Below are 21,936 nucleotides of genomic sequence, written 5' to 3' on the forward strand. Positions count from 1 at the left end.
AATTCCTTTGAGTTTCAACCTTGCGGTCGTACTTCCCAGGTGGGATACTTAATGCTTTCGCTCAGACGCGTACAGTCATATCGCACACGTCGAGTATCCATCGTTTAGGGCGTGGACTACCAGGGTATCTAATCCTGTTTGATCCCCACGCTTTCGAGCCTCAGAGTCAATATAGGCGTAGCGAGCTGCCTTCGCAATCGGTGTTCTATGTCATATCTAAGCATTTCACCGCTACATGACATATTCCGCTCACCTCCACCATATTCAAGACAGATAGTATCAATGGCAGTTTTCGGGTTAAGCCCAAAGATTTCACCACTGACTTACCTGCCCTCCTACGCTCCCTTTAAACCCAGTGAATCCGGATAACGCTTGCACCCTCCGTATTACCGCGGCTGCTGGCACGGAGTTAGCCGGTGCTTATTCCTAGGGTACCGTCAGACAACATGGAAATGTTGATTTCGTCCCCTATAAAAGAAGTTTACAATCCAGAGGACCTTCATCCTTCACGCGGCATGGCTGGTTCAGACTTGCGTCCATTGACCAATATTCCTTACTGCTGCCTCCCGTAGGAGTCGGGCCCGTGTCTCAGTGCCCGTGTGACTGGTCGTGCTCTCACACCAGTTACTGATCGCAGGCTTGGTGAGCCGTTACCTCAACCAACTACCTAATCAGCCGCACACCCATCCTAAACCGCCGGAGCTTTAATCGCTGAGTGATGCCACTCCACGATCCTATGAGGTATTAATCTCCCTTTCGGAAGGCTATCCCCCAGTTCAGGGTAAGTTGTGTACGTGTTCCGCACCCGTTTGCCGGTCGCCATCAGTTGTATTGCTACAACCATGCTGCCCCTCGACTTGCATGTATTAAGCCTGCCGCTAGCGTTCATCCTGAGCCAGGATCAAACTCTCCATTGTAAATGAATTGTTGACTTCCTGACTAGAAAATTTTCTCAAGAAAATGATCGAGTCATTAATTGTCGATTATTAGTTAATCAGACCATCAATGCCTTACCTACTTAATTTTTTATACTACCTAAATAGTATGCTATTGCTTCCCTTTCTTTCAAAGAACTTCAATCGTTCCGTATCGCTACTTCCTGATTGTTTCGTAAGTGATCCGGTTTCGAACCGCAGACCGCCTGACTTTCAAGCGTCTCACCCATCATTTTTTCGAAGAACTCTTTCCGTCTGCCGCGCTTCGTTTTTCGAAGCGGAGTGCAAAGGTAGGAGTCTTTTTCATTCTGACCAAATTTATTTTTGAAGTTTTTCTTTTTCTTTCGAACCGATCAACTTCGCAATCTTTTGATCATCAATATTTTAAGAGCTGTTTGCTTTTTTCAGAAGCGGAGTGCAAAGATAGAAGGCTTCGTGTTACCCGCCAAACTTTTCTTTCATTTTTTCTGAAAAAATTTCAGAGTTAAGAACCGTTTAACTGATTGAAAACCAACTATTTAAAGAGCTATTCCTTTCTTTCGAAGCGGGCTGCAAAGATACGGTTTCCAGTGCGCCCCTTCCAAATCTTTTTTGAAGTTTTCTTCTAAAAATTTGTCAAAGGAACTGGTGTGGGAGAAGTATCGAGACCGTTCTTTCAAAAAGCGGTTGCAAAGATAGGGAGCCCGGCAGTTGCCGCCAAACATTCCGGAAAAAGAATCGGAAAACTGCCGCAAAGCCGTCCTCAGCGCGGGAAGTATTTTTCCGGGTACTGTACACTTATTAGGTAAAGCCCGGTGGCGGCTATCGATAATCCGCATTTATGCTCTTCTGTAAAGAAGGATTTGAACTGGCTCATCGGCAGTTTTCCCCGCGCTACCTTGAGTTGGGTGGCCGTCAGCAGGCGTACCATCCCGCGCAGGAAGCGATTTCCCTGCACATGGTAGATCCGCTCCTCTCCTCTCTGGATCCATTCACTTATATGTATGGTGCAGCGAAAGTTCTTTACCTGGGTATTGGTTTTTGAGAACGCCCAGAAATTGGTTTGCTCCTTTATATAAGCAGCAGTCTCGGCGAGGGCGTCGGCGTCCAAGGTATAAGGGTAAAACAGCGCCGTCTCCTGCAGAAAGGGGTTCTTGACCGTATAAAGGCGGTATTCGTACTCCCGTGCTATGGCGTCAAAGCGGGAATGCGCCCCTTCCTGCATCGGGATGATCCGGTGCACTACGATATCGCCGGGCAGAATAGCATTGATCTTATATAAGAGTTGTGGATGCAGCTCCCGGTCGTAGTCGAAATGAAAATAGTTCTGGAGGGCATGCACCCCGGCATCGGTGCGCGAAGAGCCGGTAAGCCCGATCGGCTCGCGCTGCACAAGCGCAATGGCTTTTTCGATCTCCGACTGGATGGTCAGCGCATTTTCCTGTACCTGGAAACCGCTGTAACGGGTGCCCTTATAGGCGACTTCAATAAAAAAACGCATGCTTACTTAGCGAGCTGCTGAAAACGCTTGCTGAAATAGGGATCTTTCAGCTCGGCGCCAAGCGTAGTGAATTGGGCGGGATCGGTCAGATGGCCTTGGGCCGCCTCGAAAAAGTTGTATTTCGGCAGTTCCGCCCCGAAGAGTCCGCCTAATTCGCGCACCTGCGCGGTGCTGAAGCAACGGCCCTTGAACGTTTTCCGGGCAATGCTCAGCCGCTCGGCGTCATCGGAGGCGGCGGCCATATTGCGGCGCAGCCTGGCCATGTCTTTTTCATCGGCGATGCTTTTGCAGTCGGTAACAGCCGGGGTCGTAGCCGCGGTCTTCGTTTCAGTTACCGGGCGCGCAACCAGGATGGTATCGGTCTTTGCAGCCGCCGTGGCGACCAACACCGTATCGGCATCAGCTGCACGGCCGGCGCTGACCAGCACGGTATCGACGGGCACGGGTGCGGCAGCCGTCACTTTCGGGTTTGGAATGAGGAGGCGGATCGTATCGGAGCCTCCCTCCTGCCGGTCGATAAAGACGAGCCCGAAACCTTCGGTGGTGGAGCTTTCAGAGCGGCGCGTCACCTGCGAACGTACAAAAGCAGGCTCTGCCGGAACAACGGCAGCCGGCACTGTATCGGCACTGGCCAGCTTTTGCGCCGCCACCTGCGCCCCGGCCGCCATCACGGTGTTCACAGGCGTTGCCGCGACGGGCTTCACCGGCGGAGGCATGATGGCAGAAGTGACAGTAGTGTTATCGGAAGTCATACCGGTATCGCGGGCAGGCAGTTGCGCGATCGTGGAGGGCGCGGGTGCCGAAGGACCGCCATGCAGGAGCGACATATCATCGGTTGCCTGCACCAGCATCCGCATAAAAGGATCGGCGGCAGCCAGCAGGGCCTCGTTTTCAGCATCGGTGGGGCCGGTTGCCGCAAGCGCGGGGATAAGTGTCAGCTGCTGCAGGTCAAACAGGTTCCAGGCGCCGCCCACCTGCTTGAGCACAAAACCCCGGTCTTCGTGGCCTACCGTTACCGGAAACCGGCTTTCGGCGGTCTGGCCGGGAAAGCCCACCTGCAGCACATAGCTGCTGTCTTTGAGGTTGGAAAGAATGGCATAGCCTGCCGCTGAGGCCGAATGTACCTTTTCGCCGATGCGCACGTAAAACGGTGCGCCGTTATCGGTTTGGAGGTAAACAAAATAAACGCGTTGCGCACCGGCCACGATCGTGGCGGAGAGCAGCGTCATGATAAGCAGCAGTTTTTTCATGGTAACCAAAATTACTGTTTTTGGCGCGAGGCACAAGCTTTCTCCCCGTTCATACCGTAGAACGGCTCGGTGGCATAAATTATTACGACGCCTCCCCCATTCCGTTAGCTTTGTCTCGCACAAAAACTTCCACATGAAATATCTCTTTCTTTCGGGCGCCCTGTGCCTGCTTGCCGCGGGCGCGTCTGCCCAGGAGATGAGCGCAACACCAGCCGCCGGCCCATACCGCGCCACCTCCGAAAAGATCAACGACCTGGTGCATACCAAGGTTGATGCCCGCTTCGATTTTGAAAAATCGCAAATGAAGGGAAAGGCCTGGATCACGCTCCGCCCCCACTTCTATGCAACCGACTCCCTCCGCCTCGACGCCAAGGGGATGGACATCAAAAGTGTATCGCTCGTACGCGGCAGCACCAACGTCCCGCTGAAATACCAGTACGACGGCAGCAACCTCCAGGTGCGCCTCGACCGTGCCTACCGCAACACGGAGACCTATACTATATATGTAGACTATGTCGCCCGCCCCGACGAGCTTGAAGCCAAAGGCAGCGCCGCGATCTCCGACGCGAAAGGCCTTTATTTCATTAACCCCCGCGGCGAAGAAAAGGGCAAGCCGACACAGATATGGACACAAGGCGAAACCGAAGCCACTTCGGTATGGGTGCCCATCATCGATCGCCCCAACCAGAAGACGACCCAGGAAACCATCATGACGGTTCCCGCCAAGTGGGTAACCCTCTCGAACGGCCTGCTGGTAAAGCAAACGAAAAATGCCGACGGCACCCGCACCGACCACTGGAAGATGGACCTGCCGCATGCGCCTTACCTTTTCTTCATGGGCGCCGGCGACTTTGCCGTGGTGAAAGACCAGTGGAAAGGCAAGGAAGTAAGCTACTACGTGGAGAAGGAATACGCACCGGTTGCCCGCCGCATCTTCGGCTATACCCCGGAAATGATGACCTACTTCAGCCGCATCACGGGTGTTGACTTCCCCTGGCCGAAGTACGCGCAGATCGTGGGCCGCGACTATGTGAGCGGCGCCATGGAGAACACCACGGCCACCCTGCACCAGGAGAGCGCACAGCAGGATGCCCGCGAGCTCACCGACGGCAACGGCTGGGAAGGTACCATCGCCCACGAGCTGTTTCACCAGTGGTTTGGCGACTATGTAACGGCAGAGAGCTGGAGCAACCTCACGCTCAACGAATCGTTCGCTAACTACAGCGAGACCCTCTGGAGCGAATACAAGCACGGCAAGGACGCCGCCGACGCGCACAACTGGAGCGACATGCAGGGCTACCTCGGTTCGAACAGCGAAAAGAAAGACCTCGTTCGTTTCCACTACAACGACAAGGAAGATATGTTCGACGCGGTGAGCTACAACAAGGGCGGCCGCATCCTGCACATGCTGCGCAACTTCGTTGGCGACAGCGCTTTCTTCAAAGCCCTCAACGGGTACCTGAGCACCAACAAGTTCAGGAGCGCCGAAGCGCAGCAACTGCGCCTTGCTTTTGAAGAAGTGACCGGCAAAGACCTCAACTGGTTCTGGAACCAGTGGTACTACGGCAGCGGGCACCCGAAGCTGGATGTGAACTACAGCTACGACGAAGCTTCGAAGCAGGTGAAAGTAGTGGTTACGCAAAAGCAGGACAAAATGTTCCAGCTGCCCGTGGCCATCGACGTATATAATGGCGCTAACCGCAGCCGCTACAATGTATGGGTCACCGGCAAGTCCGACTCCTTCACGTTTGCAGCGCCTACCCGTCCCGACCTCGTGAACTTCGACGGCGACAAGGTGCTGCTGGCTACGCGCACCGAGAACAAGACACTGGCCGAGTACGCGCACCAATACCAGTATGCCGGCAAATATGTCGACCGCCGTGAGGCCATCGACGCCGCCGCACGCCGCCAGGATGAAGCCGCTGCCCGCGCCCTGATGATCAAGGCCCTCGACGACAAATATGAAGGCCTCCGTGCCTACGCGGTGAGCCGCGTGGACCTGCGCAAGGCCGTAATGAAGGAGGAAGCCGAAGCCACCCTCGCCCGCCTTGCCGCCAACGACAAGAGCCGTGGCGTGAAAGCCGCTGCTATCCAGAAGCTGGGCGAGTACCGCAACAAGCAATACGTGCCGATCTTCCGCGCCAACGTTGGCGATTCATCCTACACCGTTTCAGGCAACGCCCTCGAAGCGCTGAGCAAGGTCGACAGCGCCAGCGCGCTGGAAGAAGCCAAAAAGATCGCCCGCACCAAAACGAAGGGCAAGCTGAACGCCATCTCCACCCGGATCCTGATCCAGTCGGGCGACGTGGGCGCCGCGGCCAACATCATCGAGAACTTCGAGAATATGGGGCTCAGCCAGCAGAAGTTCGAGCTCCTCAGCCAGGTAGGCGATGCGCTTGCGCGTGTAAGCGATGCAACGCTCTTCCAGCGCGGCACCGACGCCATCATGAAGTTTGCCGGCCAGGTTCCCGAAGCCTACCGCAGCCAGGTGGGTCCCTATATCGAGGGCATCCTCAAGGGCATTCAGCAAAAGCAGGAAGCTGCCGGACGTAAAGCCAATGCCGATTACGTGCAGCAGCAGCTCGCGAAGAAACAGTTCTAGGAATGTCAGATCTCAGATGTTTGATCGGGCTTACGCCGGATTGTTGACACTCGGCATTAGTCTGCAAAGATCTCAGATCTGACATCTGAGGTCTGAGACAAAAAAGCGCCCCGCAATGCGGGGCGCTTTTTTTATTGTGTGATCGTGCTTTTCTTTTGTTTCGGCGTATCGTCTACCGTGAAGCCCCATTCGCCGAGGCGCTTCGGGTTTTTCTTGTGAACGCCTTTCAATACATCGCGGCTACTGGCAATGATGCCATCGATATCGCCCATCAGGAGATCACGCTCACGATAAGCGATCTCCATTTCCTTTTTCAATCGCTCAGCCTTTTCATGTAAGTCAAGGGCGGGCTGCATTTTCGGTCCAATATCACTCCAGCTAAAATCCTGCAATGATGACAACGGGCTCGATGCACCGTCATTCTGATGTTGCGCATCGCGATGAGCGCTGAGCGATCGCAGAGCAAATGATCACAGATTACATGAGCAAATGATTACATGATGTAGATCTGTTCATTTGATCATGTATTCATTTGTTCTGTGATCATGTATTCAGCATTCTCCCGCGTCCGAATGGCCGGGCGCCGTTTCGCGGAAGGGATCGAAGAGCAAATGATCACAGAATACATGAGCAAATGATTACATGATGTAGATCGGTTCATTTGATCATGTATTCATTTGTTCTGTGATCATTTGCTCTTACCTCCATGTCTGTGGCACACCAGCCGAAGGATCGCAGAAAACATGATTATAGAATAAAAGAAAGCCCCGCCAGGGCTGGCAGGGCTCAATCATTTACCATGGGAACGCATTTAGCGGCCGCCATCGGCTTTGCCGCCGGCAGCAGCTTCGGCGCGGGCCTTTTGCTGCTTGCGGGTTTCATTCCACTTCTTGTAGCCTTCGGCGCCCATTACTTCTTTCAGCTTGGCGTTCTTTTCGGCGTTGATCTTTTGCTTGGCTTCCGCCTTTTGCTCCTCGGAGAGGGAAGCATTTGCCTTCAGCTCGCGGCTGGCGTTGCTGGCGGCTTCCAGTACGCCGCGTGCGCTTTGCACCTGTGCCTCGGAAAGGCCGGCAGCCTGGAAGGATTCCACGAGGTCGTGCTCCTGCTGTTCTTTTTGTTTTGTTTTTTCTTCTTTGCTGACGGTTTTGACTGCGGCCGGCGTTGCGGCGGTATTCGACTGCGCGGCGGCACCGAGCGTAAGGGCGGCAGCGCAGGACAGGAGGAGGAGTTGCTTTTTCACGATGTGTTGTTTGCACTAAAATTAGGAAGAAAGGCGGGCCCGGGCCCGGTTTCGCCAAGAAATCGATGCAAACGTTACCGGAAACCGAAGGTTCTGAATGGTTCTAAAAGGTTGGTTGCGTCACAGTGAAAGGAATCGGCACTGAATCTGCAGACGTATTCAGTCACGTCACATCTCAAGAACCAAGTGCTCCTTCGCCGGTTTAATAATATCATTCGGCCTTTCCCAAAGACTTACCGGATCGCATTTACTTTGGAACCTATAATAAGATTGAAATTGTTTCCACAAGAGATGGTGTCAGTAACTTGCTTGAAAATCAAGGGCGATGAGTAAAAATGGAAAGACAGTCTTACAATTACTGGCTTTTGCCCTACTCTTATTTGGCAGCACCATCTTGTTTCGAAATCTCCGTAAAGTCAAAAGAGACAAAGATGGGAGGTACACTTTCGCAAGGATTACAAAGAAAACCGGATCACTTACGAATGGGCATCACTGGCATTTTGTTTTCCGGTTTATGAATAAGACTTACGAAGCACATCAAGCTACACATAAAGATTTCGACGTGCGACCTGGTCGATATTTTCTTATTAATTTTTCAAGCTCCGACCCCGGCAACTGCATCATGTTTTATGACAGTAAACTCAGAGATTCGAAACTAAATTATGCTACTACGATCTTCGATACAATCCCACGGGCGTTTATTGAAGATGGGCGCATAGTCGAATAAGCGTGACAACAAAATTTCCTGAATATGCACGCTGACCTCCTGCCTATTAGATAAGACCGGGAAAAGCAACAATGGAAAGGCCCCGCACTGCGAGGCCTCTTCGTTATTCGTTATTCGTTAATCGATATTCAATATTCTTTACCAGCTTCCGCTGGCGCCGCCTCCGCCGCCGGAGCCGCCGCCGAAGCCACCGAAGCCGCCACCGCCGCCGCCAAATCCGCCTCCGCCACCACCAAAGCCGCCGCCGCCACCGAGGGCGCCACCCAGCATACCGCCAAGGATCGAGCCGCCAAGGCTTCCGCCCCGGTAACCCCTGCGCGACATATAGCCGCCGCCCCGGCCGCCACCGCCGCCGCGGCTGAAGAGAATAATGATAATGATGAAAATGATAATCCCGATCGGGAAGCCGCCACCGCCGCGCCCGCTGCTTCGCTCACGCGCGGAATAGCCCTCGGGAGCCTTGTACTCGCCCGCCGCCGCCTTGATAAGCGAGGTGGTGGCGCCGTCGAAGCCGCGGTAATAGTTGCCTTCCTTGAAAGCCGGCACAATATCGTGGTCGATGATAGACTTGGCGGTGATGTCGGGCACGGCGCCTTCCATCCCGTAGCCCGTCTGGATATTGATCTTCCGGTCTTCGATAGCGGCAAGCACCACGATGCCATTGTCTTTTTCTTTGTTGCCCACACCCCACTGCCGCAGAAACTGCAGCGCCACCTCGCTTACTTCGTAGTCGCCGAGCGAGGGGATGGTGATCACCGCTATCTGGGTGGTGGTACTGTCGGCATAGGTGAGCAGCTTCTCCTCCAGCGAACGCACCTGCTCGGGCGTAAGCACATGGGCGAAGTCGTTGACCAGGCGCGGGGGCATAGAGCGCGGGTAGTTCTTCGACACGAAGTCTTTCACACCCTGGGCGGAGGCCCCGGCGACCAGGAGGACGCAGCAAAGGAACAGGATCAGTTTTTTCATCCGTTATTTTCCAAACACGATATCGTCCGGGAGCTCGTTCTTGTCCGTTTCGTGATCGTAGGGGAAGAAATGGTGGAGGGCTTCGCCCAAGCGGGCGATGCCGAGGCACATGCCTTCCACGAGGTGCTCATGGCGAAATTCATGGAGCATGCCCGCCACGGTTTCCTGCCAATATTGCTGCCCCACCTTGCGATGGATACCTTCGTCGCCGAAAACGGCAGCCTGGTGGTCGGTGACGGCCACATAGAGCAGGGTGGCATTGCGCGCTTCGGTGCGTTCCATTCCCAGCTCGAAAAAGAGCTCACGGGCACGGTCGATCGCATCAACGAATTTGCAATGACTTTCCACATACACCCGCACCTCCCCGCTGGTGCGCTGCTCCGCGGCACGGATGGCAGCCACCAGGCGGGCCTGTTGGTCGGGGCTAAAAAACTCTTTGGATTTCTGCCAGGGGAAGATGCGCATAACTATCGCTTAACGGAATCCATTTGCACCTGCGGGGCCGGCGCGGTTCGCGGGGCGGAGGTAGCGCCGTTATCGAAGTCGACACGCGGGGCATTCTGTGCGCCGGGATCGGCGGTGAAGCCCTGGCGGGGATGGAAGCCCATCGCACCGGCAAACATGGCGGCCGGGAAGCGGCGTACACTCTGGTTATAGTCCTGTACCGCATCGTTGAAATCGTTGCGCGCGGTAGCGATGCGGTTTTCCGTTCCTTCCAGCTGCGCCTGGAGGCCGCGGAAGGCTTCGTTGGCGCGCAGGTTGGGATATTGCTCCACCGTTACCAGCAGGCGGCTGAGGGCGCCGGAGAGCTGGTTCTGCGCCTGCTGGAAGCGCTCGATGTTTTCGGGAGTCAGGTTTTCGGGAGACACCTGCATCGACGTCGCGCGGGCGCGGGCGTTGATTACGTCGTTAAGCGTTCCGCGCTCGAAGTTGGCTTCCCCCTGCACCGTGCGCACCAGGTTGGGAATGAGGTCGGCGCGGCGCTGGTATTGTGTCTGTACGTTATTCCAAACCTTCTTCACGTTCTCGTCCTTGACCACGAGGCCGTTGTATTGGCCACATCCCCAGAAAAGCAGGATGACCAGGATACCGAGGATGATCAGCAAAGGCATTGAGCGTCTCATTGAACTTTCTATTTAGTTTTTAAAGTTAACGGAATGCAGCAAAATGCACACCATGTAGAATTGGCTGCCAGAATAGCAGAGCCCAGGTCGTGAATCGTGAATGGCTGGTGCCGGCGATTGGTAGGCGAAGCCGACAGCGAAGCGGTCATTGCGAGCGAAGCGAAGCAAACTCCACAACCAGAAGACCGATCGAAGCCGGAGAAAACATCAGCCCGAAAACTTCTTTGACTACGACCACCCTGCGTAAATCCGGAGTTTGCTTCGCTACGCTCGCAATGACGACAAAGCCTCGCACAGCGAGGCTTTGTCGATTCACGATTCACGCTTTCACCGCCGCGATCCCCGGCAGCTCCTTGCCTTCGAAATATTCGAGCATGGCGCCGCCGCCGGTGGATACATAGCTTACTTTATCGTGGTAGCCAAACTGGTTCACCGCCGACACCGAGTCTCCGCCGCCCACGAGTGAGAAGGCGCCTTTCTGCGTGGCCTCGGCAACCGCCTTGGCGATTGCCTTGGTGCCGTGCTGGAACTTTTCCATTTCGAAAACGCCCATAGGGCCGTTCCAGAGAATGGTCTTCGAGTCGTGGAGCACCTTGGTGAACATATCGCAGGCAAGCGGGCCGATATCGAGGCCCATCCAGCCTTCGGGAATATTGTTGCTCAGGGAAGAAGAAATATCGGCGTCGGCGGCAAAGCGGTCGGCGATGATCGAGTCGGGCGGGAGGTGGATCGTCACGCCTTTCTCTTCAGCCTTCTTCAGCAGTTCACGCGCCGTATCGAGGCGGTCATTCTCGCAGAGCGAGCTGCCGATGTGGCCGTCCATGGCTTTGTAGAAGGTATAGGCCATGCCCCCGCCGATGATGATATCGGTTGCGCGCTCCAGCAGGTTTTCGATGATCATGATCTTGTCGCTCACCTTGGCGCCGCCGATGATGGCGGTGAAGGGCTTCTGCGAGCTGTGGAGCACCTTTTCGGCACTGGCCACCTCCCCTTCCATCACCGTACCGAACAGGCGGTTACCGGAATCGAAGTACTGCGCGATAACGGCCGTGGAAGCATGCGCCCGGTGCGCGGTGCCAAAGGCATCGTTTACATATACATCCCCCAGCCGGGCAAGCTTCTGTGCGAATTCTTTGTCGCCTTTTTCCTCTTCTTTATAAAAACGCAGGTTCTCCAGCAGGAGCACTTCGCCGGGTTTCAGCGCGGCAGCCATTTGTGCGGCTTCCTCGCCGATGCAATCGGCGGCGAACTGCACCGGTGTTCCCAGCAATTCAGAAAGGTGCGCCACTACATGCTTCAGCGAGTATTTTTCGGTGGGGCCATCCTTGGGGCGCCCGAGGTGCGACATCAGGATCACCGAGCCGCCGTCCTGCAGCACTTTCCGGATCGTGGGCAGGGTAGCGCGGATGCGGGTGTCGTCGGTGATCGCGTACGACGCATCGAGCGGCACGTTGAAATCCACACGGATCAGGGCTTTCCTGCCCGAGAAATTATACGAGGAAAAATTAGCCATAACAAAGGGTGCATTAATGCGCTTCAAATGTAAGGACGGCCGCAACAAAAAAGCCGCTCCCGTGGAGCGGCTTTATCATTCGTGGTTCTTCTTACTTGTTGATGAGGCCTGCGAAGTGCTTCACCGTGCGCACGAGCTGCGATACGTAGCTCATCTCGTTGTCGTACCAGCTCACCGTCTTCACCAGTTGCGCCTCGCCGTTGGCGATCACCTTGGTTTGGGTAGCATCGAAGAGCGATCCGAAGTGAATGCCGATGATATCGGTAGACGTGATCTCGTCTTCGGTGTAGCCGAAGCTTTCGTTTGCGGCGGCCTTCATGGCGGCGTTGATCTCCTCGACGGTTACCTTCTTGTCCAGGATCGACACGAGCTCGGTGAGCGAGCCGGTGATCGTAGGCACGCGCTGGGCAGTGCCGTCCAGCTTGCCTTTCAGCTCGGGGAGCACGAGGCCGATGGCCTTGGCGGCGCCGGTGCTGTTGGGAACGATATTGGCGGCAGCGGCGCGGGCGCGGCGCAGGTCACCTTTCGGGTGCGGGGCGTCGAGGGTGTTCTGGTCGTTGGTATAGGCATGGATGGTGGTCATGAAGCCTGTCTGGATACCGTAGTTGTCTTGCAGCACCTTGGCCATCGGGGCGAGGCAGTTGGTGGTGCAGGAAGCGCAGGAGATGATGGTCTCGGAGCCGTCGAGGATGGCGTGGTTCACGTTGAACACGACGGTCTTCAGGTCGCCGGTGGCGGGCGCCGAGATCACCACGCGCTTGGCGCCGGCGGTGATGTGGGCCTGGGCCTTGTCTTTATCGGTAAAGAAACCGGTGGATTCAATCACCACGTCCACGTCGTGCGTACCCCAGGGAATCTGTGCGGGGTCTTTCTGCGCGTAGATCTTGATCTCGTTGCCATTGACCACGATGGCGTTGTCGGTGGCCTTCACGTCTTCGTTGAAACGGCCCTGGGCCGAATCATACTTAAGCAGGTGCGCCAGCACGGCGGGGCTGGTGAGGTCGTTGATGGCTACGACGTCGATGCCTTCCATATTGTGGATCTGGCGGAACACCAGGCGGCCGATGCGTCCAAAACCATTGATGGCAACTTTAACTGACATATCGAGTAGTTTTTTAGATGAATAATGCGGGGCGAAGGTAAAGGATTGCCGGAAAAGGGAAGGGTACAGTTAAGGCAGAATAAAGCGGAACAGCCCCCCGTGCCCAAAGGAGGCTTTATCGCGCCATCCGGTGATGTGTGTGGCGGAGGCGGTGCCCGGTCCGCTGTTTGGCCGGGTGTGTTTTTGGCGTCAGCGAGGCGCCGGTCTCGACGATACCCGGCACGAATTGCAGAACGTACAGGTAGTTAAGTCAACGGTTCATGTGAATGAGGAAGTTCGCTGAAACCGTGGCAGGCACAGACCTGAAGTGGTACCGCAGCAGATGCCTTAAGCAATCCTTAATGCAGGGGCACAAAAAAGCCCCCGCATTGCTGCAGGGGCTTCTGTACCGCGTACGGGATTCGAACCCGTATCGCCTCCGTGAAAGGGAGGTGTCCTAGCCCTTAGACGAACGCGGCATTTTTAAGAACTGTCCCGTTGTTTTCGGGAGTGCAAAGATAGGAGTGTCAATCATTTCTCCAAAAAAAATTTAAAAAAAATCCCGGCGCCGGGCCGGGATCATGCATCAATTCAGTTGCAACCTTCGTCAGCGGCTCGCCACATCGAATTTGCGGAAGATGCTGCGCACTGCCGACTGCACTTCCTTGCTGGTCAGGTTGCGGGCATTCACATCCCTTGTGGTCCAGCCCTCCCAGACGGTCTTGTCGGTTTTCGCATCGATCATCCGGACGGTTACCGTTCCTTCACGCACATCAAACTGCTCGCGATCATACCCCATGAATTGCGAGGGATAATATACCGGCACATAGCGACGGGTGTAGGGATTGTAATACCAGCGGGTAAACGATTGCGAATACACGGGGTTGTCCTGCTGGCGGATTGTCTTTTCAACCAGCACATCATAGGTCAGCAATACGTCGGGGCGCGCTTTGCTTTCCGTCAAGCCCTGCTTCTTCAGCTCCTCGTTCACGGCGGCGATGATATTGCGCTCCGTAAGGTCCGACACGGGCGTCTTCACCGTATCGTTCTGGCTCGCCCGGGTATCCACCCAGGCAAATGAATGGTAGCGGTCGAGGTCTACCGCCGGATCTTTCTCCACATGCGCCACGCTGCCGCAACTTGCCAGAAAAAAGGCCGGCAGGATCAGCATGCCAAGGGTTCCTGCATACTTCATAGGTTAAGCTCCTTTTGCTTTTTAGCTCAACCTTTAGACGGCAAAAAGGATGCGTTGTTGTGCAACAAACTGTGAAAAAATCTCGGATCTCCGATCTTGTTATCTCGGACCTGCCTGCAGTCGCCGACGCCTGGATCCGGAGATCCGGGATCAGGAGATCTATAGCCCCATTTCGTAATGCCGCGCCGGGATCTCCACGTCGCGGAAGCCCTTGGCAACGAGGCGGCGCTTGAATTCCTGCTGCACCTCGTACTCGCCGTGCACGAGGAACAGCTTTTCCACGGCGCGCGGATCCTGGCCGGACAGCCACTGGCTCAGGTCTTCATAGTCGCCGTGGGCGCTCATGCTGCGGATCGAAGCCACCTCGGCATGCACCTCGTGGCGCACACCGTAAATGCCCACCTCCTTCTCTCCCGCCATCAGGCGGCCACCAAGCGAATTCGGCTCGCAATAACCAGTCATCAGGATGGTATTATGCGTGTTCTCGATCGTATTGGAAATATGGTGCTTTACCCTTCCGGCTTCGGCCATACCGGAAGCCGATATGATCACGCAGGGCGAATCGCGGTAGTTGAGCGCCTTCGACTCCTCCACGGTCTTCACAAAATGCAGCCCCCTGAAATGAAAGGGGTCGTCGTCGGTCTGCATCACCTTCTGGATCGTCTTGTTAAAATACTGCGGGAATTGCTTGATCACCCGGGTGATGTCGGTGCTCAGCGGGCTGTCCACAAAAAAATCCACCGCGGGCAGGCGGCCTTCCAGCTCCAGGTGATTGAGGGCATAGAGAATTTCCTGGGTGCGGCCGAGGCTGAAGGCGGGCACGATGAGCTTCCCTCCTTTTTCGAGGCAGGTGTGCCGGATCCAGTGCAGCAGCTGGTCGGTCGAGGTGGCCACGTTCTCGTGCAGCTTGTCGCCGTAGGTCGACTCCAGCAGGATGCAGTCGGCCTGGTCGAACGGCGCCGGCGAGCGCAGGATGACGTCGCGGTAGCGCCCGAGGTCGCCGCTGAAGCTCAGGCGGTAGGTACGTCCCTTTTCGCGGATGCGGAGGTGCACACAGGCGGAGCCAAGGATGTGCCCGGCATCGGTAAACAAACATTCCACCCCTTCCATTACCGGGAACCAGTCGTCGTAGCTGCGCTCTTCGAAGCGATCGAAGCAGGCGCGGGCATCGTCCATGGTATAGAGCGGTTCCTGGAGCGGCTTGCCCTGCACCTTGCTGCTTTTGTTGTGCGCCCTTGCGTCGTTCTCCTGGATATTGGCCGAGTCTTCGAGCAGCAGCTGGGCAAGCGCCGCGGTGGCGTCGGTGCAGAAAACGCGTCCGGCAAAGCCCTCCTTGACCAGCTTCGGGATCAGCCCGGAGTGGTCGATATGGGCATGCGACAAAATGAGCGCGTCAACAGATGCCGGGTCGAAGCCCCAGGTACGGTTGAGGGCGTCGGTGTCGCGGCCCATGCCCTGGAAGAGGCCGCAGTCGAGCAGGATCTTTTTCCCGCTGGAAAGCGTCAGCAGGTGCTTGGAGCCGGTAACGGTGCGCGCGGCGCCGTGGAATGCAATCTTCATGAATGATGGGGTTAGATGATCAATAGATATCCGTTATGCAAACGTCTTGCCCCCGGTTCCGCTCAGCTTTTCGCCTTGAAGCTCCAGGTAAAATTGAATTCGGCTACGGTCTCACCGGCGGTATTGCGGCCGGTGCTGCGGGCGACCACGGTCTGCCCCTCCCCGGTTGCGATCGCCCGCCCGATAGCGGTGTGGATCGCCGGCCCGTCAGCACAGGTAAAATAGGTCTTCCCGGTGGCTTTCCGGAAAAAGCGGGCCTCGGTACCGGTTACCAGCATCGACACGGCAGGTTGCCGCTTCCAGAGGAACTGCATACACAGTGCGCCGGTGCTCAGCTCGGCGGCCATGGCGAGACAGGCGAAATACGTAGACCGGAAGGGGTTCTGTGTAAACCATTTGAAGGGCACCATCACCGTGCATTCGCGCTCGGTGAGTGCCTCCACGCGGAGCCCGGCGAAAAAGGCCGAAGGCAGCTTTGCCAGCAGGAAGGCGCGGAACTTCACCGGGTTCAGGGCAAGGCGTTGGAAGGCGGCGATCTCGTTCATGATGCTGAAATAATTCTGATGGTTTCGGAATATCCTGGCAGGTGCCCGCCGGAACGAATCCGGAACAAGTTAGGACGCGGCGGGCATTTTTGGTTGCACCGGCCAGAGCGCACTTGATATAGGCGGTTGGCGTTTTCGTACCGCCTGCAACCGCTTTGGTGTAACTTGTCGTCTGAGTGTCGGGAAAATGTCAATATTTGTCCTCACTAAACAACAACTCAACCCCTCAACAATGAAAAAGGCACTTCTTTTCGGCGCCCTGGCACTTAGCCTCAACGGGTTCGCACAAAAAGTAAACGGCAAGCTTAACCTGTCTAAAGGACAGAAATTCGAGGTCGTATCCGAAACCAAGACCAACGCAACACAGGAAGTGATGGGCCAGTCGATGGAGGTCAGCTCCAACAGCACCTTCACCCAGGTATACGACGTGCAGGACGCAGGTGCCAACGGCATCACAATCGAGCATAAAGTGAAGCGCTTCGAGGTGATGTCGGAAGGTGGCCCGGGCCAGTCTATGAGCTACGACTCAGAGAACGAAGCCGACCGCAAGGGTGAGATGGGACGGATGATCGACAAGAAAGTACTGAAGAACAAATACACCATGATGGTGGATGCTTTTGGTAAAGTAACCAGCGTAAAGCCCGACGACGACAACCCGAACGGCAAGAAGGGCGCGGAAGACGACGGCATGGCCGCGATGATGATGCAGCAGATGGGCGCCGGCGGCAGCACCCTTCCCAAGGCCGGTGACAAATCGTTCTTCAGCGTGTTGCCTTCCGACAAGGAAGTAGGTGTAGGTGAAACCTGGACCGACGCCGTTAAAAAGGACGGCGCCGACAACAAGCGCACTTACAAGATCACAGCGATCAGTGCCGAAGGTATTACGGTTGAATACACTTCCGAAACCAAGATCAACAAAGAGATGGCGATGATGGGCCAGAATGCCCAGATCGATATGACCGAGAAAGGCAGCGGCACCGTGATCGTTGACCGCAAGACCGGCGTGGTGCGCACGCTCACCGGCGTTTCCAAAACAGAAGGCAACGTAGAAGTACAGGGCATGACCATCCCGGTAACGTCGACCACGAATACGACGGTGACAGTGAAAGCCCTGTAAGAATTTCGAATATCGATCAAGGAATATCGAAATCTGAAATCGCAAAAACCCGCCTGACGGCGGGTTTTTGCATGTTTCATGTTCAATATCCAATTTTCAAATGAGCCGACCCAAACCTTGTGACCTGAGCATTGAACATTGATTATTGAATATTTCCCCTTCCCCGATATTCGTTATTCAATATTCGTTATTCGATATTCTTACAGCACGTCAATCTGGTCGCGGAGCAGGTCCTCGAATTCCTGGCGGCGGCGGATCAGGAGCGGCTTGCCGTTGAGCACCAGCACTTCGGCGGGCTTGAGGCGCGAGTTGAAGTTGGACGACATCTCGAAGCCATAGGCGCCGGCATTGTAAAACACCAGCAGGTCGCCTTCGCGGATCTCGGGAAGCGTGCGATCCCAGGCGAAGGTGTCGGTTTCGCAGATATGCCCCACTACCGTATAAATACGGGAAGGACCATCGGGGTTGCTCAGGTTGCCGATGCGGTGGTAGGCCTCATACATCATCGGGCGGATGAGGTGGTTGAAGCCGCTGTTGACGCCCGCGAATACGGTAGCGGTCGTCGTCTTCACCACGTTGGTCTTTACAATAAAATAGCCGGCCTCGCTGACGATGAACTTGCCGGGCTCAAACCACACTTCCAGGTCCCTGCCGGATTCGGCTTTAAACTGTGCAAATGCCTCCGCCACCTTTTTGCCGAGTGCCACCACGTCGGTGCGCACATCGTCCTCGTGGTAGGGCACTTTAAAGCCCGACCCGAGATCGACGAACTCCAGGTTGGGGAAATGCGCTGTCATTTCAAACATCACTTCGAGGCCGGCCAGGAACACGTTCACATCCTTGATATCGGAACCCGTGTGCATGTGGAGGCCCTTCACGTTGAGGCCGGTAGTTTTTACCACCCGCTCGATGTGGCGCATCTGGTGTACGGAGATGCCGAACTTGGAATCCACATGACCGGTAGAAATCTTATAGTTGCCGCCGCCCATGATGTGCGGGTTGATGCGGATGCAGATCGGGTAAGAGCCGCCGTAGCGGTTGCCGAACTGCTCGAGGATCGAAATATTGTCAATGTTGAGCGTCACGCCCAGGGCTCGGCCCGCGTCGATCTCGTCAAAGTCAACACAGTTGGGGGTAAACAGGATGCGGTCGGGCGTGAAGCCGGCCATAAGACCGATGCGCACCTCGTAGATCGACACGCAGTCGAGCCCTGCCCCAAGGCTGTTGATGTATTTAAGAATATTGATATTGGTGAGCGCCTTGCAGGCGAAGAAAAAACGGGCCTTAATAGCGGAAAAGGCGCCCGAAAGCGTCTCGTACTGCTCCTTGATCTTTTCGGCATGGTACACGTAAAGCGGCGTACCGAATTCTTGGGCGAGGCTTAGCAGCTGCTCGCGGGAAAGGGATTGGGACATAAGGAGGCAAAGGTAAAGAAGGGTTTTTCACCGCGAAGAAAAGAAGAAGCTAAGGGTTTCGCTAAGGTTTACAATTGAAAAAGCCCCGCCTGCGGCGGGGCCTCGCAAAAACTTAGCGTATTGCTTATTTGACTTCTTTTCCTGGGCCTCCAAACAGGAATTCAACTTCTTCACCCTTAAGGCGCGTCGGGGGTATCCTTGTCGGACGGTGAATCGTCGTCGGCCAGCGGGTCTTCCTCCTGGCTGGCGGAACGCGCGCTGTCGCCCGCGCTCTCATCGAGTTCGTCGGGAGTGAATTCAATCTCGTCGGAAGTTTCGCCGATGCGGATTTCTTCCTGTTCTTCCTCGGGGAAATCGGCTTCACTGAGCTCGGTTTCTTCCTCCATGCCCGGCTCCGCATCGGAGTCGTCATTGCTGTCAGCAGGCTCATCGCCGCCCGCAACGTCGTCTTCACCTGCTTCTTCCTGGGCCGCTCCGGTCACCTCGCCTGTTTCGGGATCCACCACCCGGCCGTTTACAATGGTCTGCACGGGCCCGGCTTCGGCCGTGGAGCCGGTCATCCCCTGCTCTTCGATAAGCTCGCCGTCATCGGTCACCAGCAGCCCTGAGGTCTGGAAGTCCTCGGGGTTCACCAGGGTGCCCTGCACTACCTGGTCGGCCAGCACTTCCTTGATCTTGGGAAGGTCTTCGGCGGAGTTGATGCCGAAGTAGTCCATGAATCCTTTAGAGGTAGCATATACCAGGGGGTGTCCCGGCATTTTTTCGTTGCGGCCCGAAATGATGATCAGCTCTTTTTCCAGCAGCTTCTGCACGCTGTAGTCGGACGAGACACCGCGGATGGCCTCGATTTCGCCCTTGGTAATGGGCTGCTTGTAGGCGATGATGGCCAGGGTTTCCAGTGCGGCGGCCGACAAGCGTTTCAGGAATTTCTCGCCATTGAGCTGGGCCACCGTTTTATGAAATTCCTTTTTTGTAAGGAACTGCCAGCCACCGCCGCTCATACGCACCTCGAAGGGGTAGAACTCCGAGCTGTATTTCTCCACGATGCCTTCGAGGGCCGCCTGCACCTGCTCTTCCAGCACCTTGTCTTCCATGAAGCCGAAGGCCTGGTTGATCAGCTCGGTCAGCTCCGCCGGGGTCAGGGGCTTGTCGGAAGCGAAAATCAGCGACTCGATATGCGGGATAAGGCTTGAGATTTCCATAGTAACGAAAAGCCCGTTTCTGTTGAAACGGGCTGCTAAAGTAGCTATTTTCTGAAAAGTGGGTGTAGGGGCCGCAGGCGGCCTTTGCGCGCCGCGGCGCAACGGCGCTGCAACGCCAACTGGAATCACCATTCCAAAAGCAAAGACCCCGTTTCGGGGCCTTCACTTCTATTTTCGATATTCTATATTCCCTGATCGATATTCCTCAGCCCTGGAGCGCCGCTGCACCCGACACGATCTCCGTAAGCTCGGTGGTGATCGCTGCCTGGCGGGCGCGGTTGTAGGAGATCTTCAGGTTTTTCAGGAGCTCGTTGGCATTCTCCGAAGCCTTGTCCATGGCCGTCATGCGCGCGCCGTGCTCGGAAGCGTTGGCGTCCAGAACCGCCTTGAACAGCTGGGTGTTGAGGATCTTCGGCATCAGCTCGGCCACCAGTTCTTCTTTATTGGGGTCGAAGATGAAGTCGGCACGCGTAGCACTGCTGCCTTCTTTCTTCGCCGCTTTCGGGATCGGGAGGAAGGGCTCAGAAACAAAGCGCTGCGTGGCGGCGTTCTTGAATTCGCTGTAGATGATCTCCACGGCGTCGAACTCGCGGTTCTGGAAAGCCTCAACGGCAGCCTGAGCGGCAGCCTGAACGCCTTCAAAGGAAAGGTTCAGGAATACATCCTTGAAGCGGTCGCTTACATTGAAACCGTTCTTGGCGAAGTGCTCGTAGCCTTTCTTGCCCATGCTCCAGATGGTCACCTGCTTACCGGCGTATTTGTCCTTGATGAGGGCCTTGGTGGCCTTGATCACGTTGGCGTTGTAGGCGCCGGCAAGACCGCGGTCGGAGGTGATGGAGATCAGCAGCACGCGCTCCACGGGGCGCTCCTGGGCGAGGGCGTTGCCACCTTCCACCTCGGTATTGCTCACGATGTTGCTCAGCAGCTCCTGCAGCTTGCGGGCATAGGGACGCATCTGCTGGATGGCGTCCTGGGCGCGGCGCAGCTTGGCGGCGCTCACCATTTTCATGGCCTTCGTGATCTGCTGGGTGCTCTGTACGGATTTGATCCGGTTGCGTACTTCTTTAAGTTGACCTGCCATTTGAAGTTGTTGTTTGAAGTTTGTCGTAGCCCGCCCGGGGGCGCTTTGCCACGCAATTCGGGCGCAAAAGTAGGGCAAGAAGGCCGGAATTCCCACAAAAAGGCGCCTTTTTAGCCGTCCTTCCCGGCCCCGACGCAGCGTATCCGCGTTAATACCGATCTTCAAAGACAAAAGCTGCACCGATGCCCGCCGCCCCGCAACTATCCATACCACGCCCCTGCGCCGAATCCTGGGAACAGATGACACCCGGCGCCGGCGGGAGGCATTGCGCCAACTGCCGGAAAACAGTGGTGGACTTTACCGCTATGACCGATGCCGAAGTGCTCCGGTGGTTGAGCGAACAAAGGGGAACCACCTGCGGTCGCTTCCACCCCGACCAGCTAGGCCGGCCGCTGGTGAAGCCACGCCGCAGCTGGCCGGGCCTGCGCTATTTTTTCACGTTCACACTGCCCGCGCTCCTGCTTTCGCTGAAAGCCGGCGCTGCTTCCCGGCCGGGAGTCATTCCTGTCGAAGTCTCTCCTGCAAGGCCCTTGCCCGCCGACACGCTCCCGTCACCGTCGCCCCGGATCCTGCGCGGCACTGTGCGCAACGAACAGGGCGAACCCATCCCCTTTGCTATCGCCGTGGAAGCAGGCACCAAAAACCAGGTAGTAGCTGACTCCGCGGGCAACTTCGAGATCAAACTCCAGCTCCGGCCGGAAGTGGCGGTTTGGGCCCAGGGTTACGAGACAGTAAAAGTGGATTGCCCGAAAAGATACCAGGAACGGAACATCCAATTGCCGCAGGCCGGGTACCTGGGTGAGGTTGTCATTATCGATCTCCCCGCACGCAAAAAAACACGCCGGGAGCTTCGGAAGGAAAAAAAGGCCGCCCGGAAAGCGGGACTTTGATTCCGCCTTCCGA

The 21,936-nt window shown here is 56.1% G+C and carries 18 protein-coding genes, 1 tRNA gene and 1 rRNA gene; 3 read left to right on the plus strand and 17 right to left on the minus strand.

Translation table 11 applies throughout. From position 1 onward, the window contains the following. The 3 genes from EPD60_RS03535 to EPD60_RS03545 form a co-directional block, all read right to left on the minus strand. Positions 1 to 917 (minus strand): 16S ribosomal RNA (locus EPD60_RS03535); the annotation flags it as partial. A gap of 760 nt (positions 918 to 1,677) precedes the next feature. After that, positions 1,678 to 2,415 carry a tRNA pseudouridine(38-40) synthase TruA gene (truA, locus tag EPD60_RS03540; RefSeq protein WP_131446921.1) on the minus strand — a complete coding sequence of 246 codons (738 nt, stop codon included), beginning with the start codon at positions 2,413 to 2,415 and terminating at the stop codon, positions 1,678 to 1,680. A 2-nt stretch (positions 2,416 to 2,417) separates the two neighbouring features. Further along, positions 2,418 to 3,665 carry a hypothetical protein gene (locus EPD60_RS03545; protein ID WP_131446923.1) on the minus strand — a complete coding sequence of 416 codons (1,248 nt, stop codon included), beginning with the start codon at positions 3,663 to 3,665 and terminating at the stop codon, positions 2,418 to 2,420. A 133-nt stretch (positions 3,666 to 3,798) separates the two neighbouring features. Between EPD60_RS03545 and EPD60_RS03550 the strand changes: the two genes are divergently transcribed. Further along, a complete protein-coding gene (locus tag EPD60_RS03550; protein WP_131446925.1) occupies positions 3,799 to 6,267 on the plus strand; it encodes a M1 family aminopeptidase in 2,469 nt (822 codons plus the stop codon). 131 nt (positions 6,268 to 6,398) lie between these two features. On the opposite strand, the gene EPD60_RS16815 is transcribed toward EPD60_RS03550, so the two are convergent. The 11 genes from EPD60_RS16815 to EPD60_RS03600 form a co-directional block, all read right to left on the minus strand. Next, positions 6,399 to 6,572 (minus strand): hypothetical protein, encoded by a 174-nt coding sequence (locus EPD60_RS16815; RefSeq protein WP_207896533.1) that lies wholly within the window; start codon positions 6,570 to 6,572, stop codon positions 6,399 to 6,401. 506 nt (positions 6,573 to 7,078) lie between these two features. After that, positions 7,079 to 7,507, minus strand: coding sequence for a hypothetical protein (locus EPD60_RS03555; RefSeq protein WP_131446927.1), 429 nt, complete (start codon positions 7,505 to 7,507; stop codon positions 7,079 to 7,081). A gap of 865 nt (positions 7,508 to 8,372) precedes the next feature. Next, on the minus strand, positions 8,373 to 9,200 hold the full coding sequence (locus tag EPD60_RS03560; RefSeq protein ID WP_131446929.1) for a TPM domain-containing protein: 828 nt from the start codon (positions 9,198 to 9,200) through the stop codon (positions 8,373 to 8,375). A 3-nt stretch (positions 9,201 to 9,203) separates the two neighbouring features. After that, a complete protein-coding gene (locus EPD60_RS03565) occupies positions 9,204 to 9,665 on the minus strand; it encodes a TPM domain-containing protein (protein WP_131446931.1) in 462 nt (153 codons plus the stop codon). A gap of 2 nt (positions 9,666 to 9,667) precedes the next feature. After that, positions 9,668 to 10,324 carry a LemA family protein gene (locus EPD60_RS03570; protein WP_207896534.1) on the minus strand — a complete coding sequence of 219 codons (657 nt, stop codon included), beginning with the start codon at positions 10,322 to 10,324 and terminating at the stop codon, positions 9,668 to 9,670. Positions 10,325 to 10,643: 319 nt separating this feature from the next. Further along, the gene (locus EPD60_RS03575) at positions 10,644 to 11,837 is read right to left on the minus strand and encodes a phosphoglycerate kinase (protein WP_131446933.1); all 1,194 of its coding nucleotides are present in this window, start codon (positions 11,835 to 11,837) and stop codon (positions 10,644 to 10,646) included. A 91-nt stretch (positions 11,838 to 11,928) separates the two neighbouring features. Next, positions 11,929 to 12,939: a type I glyceraldehyde-3-phosphate dehydrogenase gene (gene gap / locus EPD60_RS03580; RefSeq protein WP_131446935.1), complete on the minus strand. Its 1,011-nt coding sequence runs from the start codon at positions 12,937 to 12,939 to the stop codon at positions 11,929 to 11,931. Between the two features lie 386 nt (positions 12,940 to 13,325). After that, positions 13,326 to 13,397 (minus strand) — tRNA-Glu (locus tag EPD60_RS03585). Between the two features lie 128 nt (positions 13,398 to 13,525). Then, complete coding sequence (locus tag EPD60_RS03590; protein WP_131446937.1) at positions 13,526 to 14,113, minus strand: DUF4136 domain-containing protein; 588 nt, start codon at positions 14,111 to 14,113, stop codon at positions 13,526 to 13,528. Between the two features lie 159 nt (positions 14,114 to 14,272). Beyond that, the gene (locus tag EPD60_RS03595) at positions 14,273 to 15,673 is read right to left on the minus strand and encodes an MBL fold metallo-hydrolase RNA specificity domain-containing protein (RefSeq protein WP_131446939.1); all 1,401 of its coding nucleotides are present in this window, start codon (positions 15,671 to 15,673) and stop codon (positions 14,273 to 14,275) included. 62 nt (positions 15,674 to 15,735) lie between these two features. Next, positions 15,736 to 16,218 (minus strand): PaaI family thioesterase, encoded by a 483-nt coding sequence (locus EPD60_RS03600; protein ID WP_131446941.1) that lies wholly within the window; start codon positions 16,216 to 16,218, stop codon positions 15,736 to 15,738. 232 nt (positions 16,219 to 16,450) lie between these two features. Between EPD60_RS03600 and EPD60_RS03605 the strand changes: the two genes are divergently transcribed. Beyond that, entirely contained in the window at positions 16,451 to 17,335 is an 885-nt protein-coding gene (locus EPD60_RS03605) for a DUF6263 family protein (protein WP_131446943.1), read from the plus strand. Positions 17,336 to 17,535: 200 nt separating this feature from the next. On the opposite strand, the gene lysA is transcribed toward EPD60_RS03605, so the two are convergent. The 3 genes from lysA to atpG form a co-directional block, all read right to left on the minus strand. Next, positions 17,536 to 18,750: a diaminopimelate decarboxylase gene (gene lysA, locus EPD60_RS03610; protein ID WP_131446945.1), complete on the minus strand. Its 1,215-nt coding sequence runs from the start codon at positions 18,748 to 18,750 to the stop codon at positions 17,536 to 17,538. Between the two features lie 176 nt (positions 18,751 to 18,926). After that, on the minus strand, positions 18,927 to 19,952 hold the full coding sequence (gene scpB / locus EPD60_RS03615) for an SMC-Scp complex subunit ScpB (RefSeq protein WP_131446947.1): 1,026 nt from the start codon (positions 19,950 to 19,952) through the stop codon (positions 18,927 to 18,929). 205 nt (positions 19,953 to 20,157) lie between these two features. Beyond that, on the minus strand, positions 20,158 to 21,033 hold the full coding sequence (gene atpG, locus EPD60_RS03620) for an ATP synthase F1 subunit gamma (protein ID WP_131446949.1): 876 nt from the start codon (positions 21,031 to 21,033) through the stop codon (positions 20,158 to 20,160). Between the two features lie 182 nt (positions 21,034 to 21,215). On the opposite strand from atpG, the gene EPD60_RS03625 reads away from it, so the two are divergent. Further along, positions 21,216 to 21,923 (plus strand): carboxypeptidase-like regulatory domain-containing protein, encoded by a 708-nt coding sequence (locus EPD60_RS03625; protein ID WP_131446951.1) that lies wholly within the window; start codon positions 21,216 to 21,218, stop codon positions 21,921 to 21,923. Positions 21,924 to 21,936 lie beyond the last annotated feature (13 nt).

It is taken from the genome of Flaviaestuariibacter flavus (genome assembly GCF_004337505.1).
Classification (GTDB): Bacteria; Bacteroidota; Bacteroidia; order Chitinophagales; family Chitinophagaceae; genus Flavisolibacter; species Flavisolibacter flavus.

Coding starts and splice junctions, on each gene's coding strand:
- truA (WP_131446921.1), bottom strand. CDS start 2,415: ATGCGTTTTTTTATTGAAGTCGCCTATAAGGGCACCCGTTACAGCGGT.
- EPD60_RS03545 (WP_131446923.1), bottom strand. CDS start 3,665: ATGAAAAAACTGCTGCTTATCATGACGCTGCTCTCCGCCACGATCGTG.
- EPD60_RS03550 (WP_131446925.1), top strand. CDS start 3,799: ATGAAATATCTCTTTCTTTCGGGCGCCCTGTGCCTGCTTGCCGCGGGC.
- EPD60_RS16815 (WP_207896533.1), bottom strand. CDS start 6,572: ATGGAGATCGCTTATCGTGAGCGTGATCTCCTGATGGGCGATATCGAT.
- EPD60_RS03560 (WP_131446929.1), bottom strand. CDS start 9,200: ATGAAAAAACTGATCCTGTTCCTTTGCTGCGTCCTCCTGGTCGCCGGG.
- EPD60_RS03565 (WP_131446931.1), bottom strand. CDS start 9,665: ATGCGCATCTTCCCCTGGCAGAAATCCAAAGAGTTTTTTAGCCCCGAC.
- EPD60_RS03570 (WP_207896534.1), bottom strand. CDS start 10,324: ATGAGACGCTCAATGCCTTTGCTGATCATCCTCGGTATCCTGGTCATC.
- EPD60_RS03575 (WP_131446933.1), bottom strand. CDS start 11,837: ATGGCTAATTTTTCCTCGTATAATTTCTCGGGCAGGAAAGCCCTGATC.
- gap (WP_131446935.1), bottom strand. CDS start 12,939: ATGTCAGTTAAAGTTGCCATCAATGGTTTTGGACGCATCGGCCGCCTG.
- EPD60_RS03590 (WP_131446937.1), bottom strand. CDS start 14,113: ATGAAGTATGCAGGAACCCTTGGCATGCTGATCCTGCCGGCCTTTTTT.
- EPD60_RS03595 (WP_131446939.1), bottom strand. CDS start 15,673: ATGAAGATTGCATTCCACGGCGCCGCGCGCACCGTTACCGGCTCCAAG.
- EPD60_RS03600 (WP_131446941.1), bottom strand. CDS start 16,218: ATGAACGAGATCGCCGCCTTCCAACGCCTTGCCCTGAACCCGGTGAAG.
- EPD60_RS03605 (WP_131446943.1), top strand. CDS start 16,451: ATGAAAAAGGCACTTCTTTTCGGCGCCCTGGCACTTAGCCTCAACGGG.
- lysA (WP_131446945.1), bottom strand. CDS start 18,750: ATGTCCCAATCCCTTTCCCGCGAGCAGCTGCTAAGCCTCGCCCAAGAA.
- scpB (WP_131446947.1), bottom strand. CDS start 19,952: ATGGAAATCTCAAGCCTTATCCCGCATATCGAGTCGCTGATTTTCGCT.
- atpG (WP_131446949.1), bottom strand. CDS start 21,033: ATGGCAGGTCAACTTAAAGAAGTACGCAACCGGATCAAATCCGTACAG.
- EPD60_RS03625 (WP_131446951.1), top strand. CDS start 21,216: ATGCCCGCCGCCCCGCAACTATCCATACCACGCCCCTGCGCCGAATCC.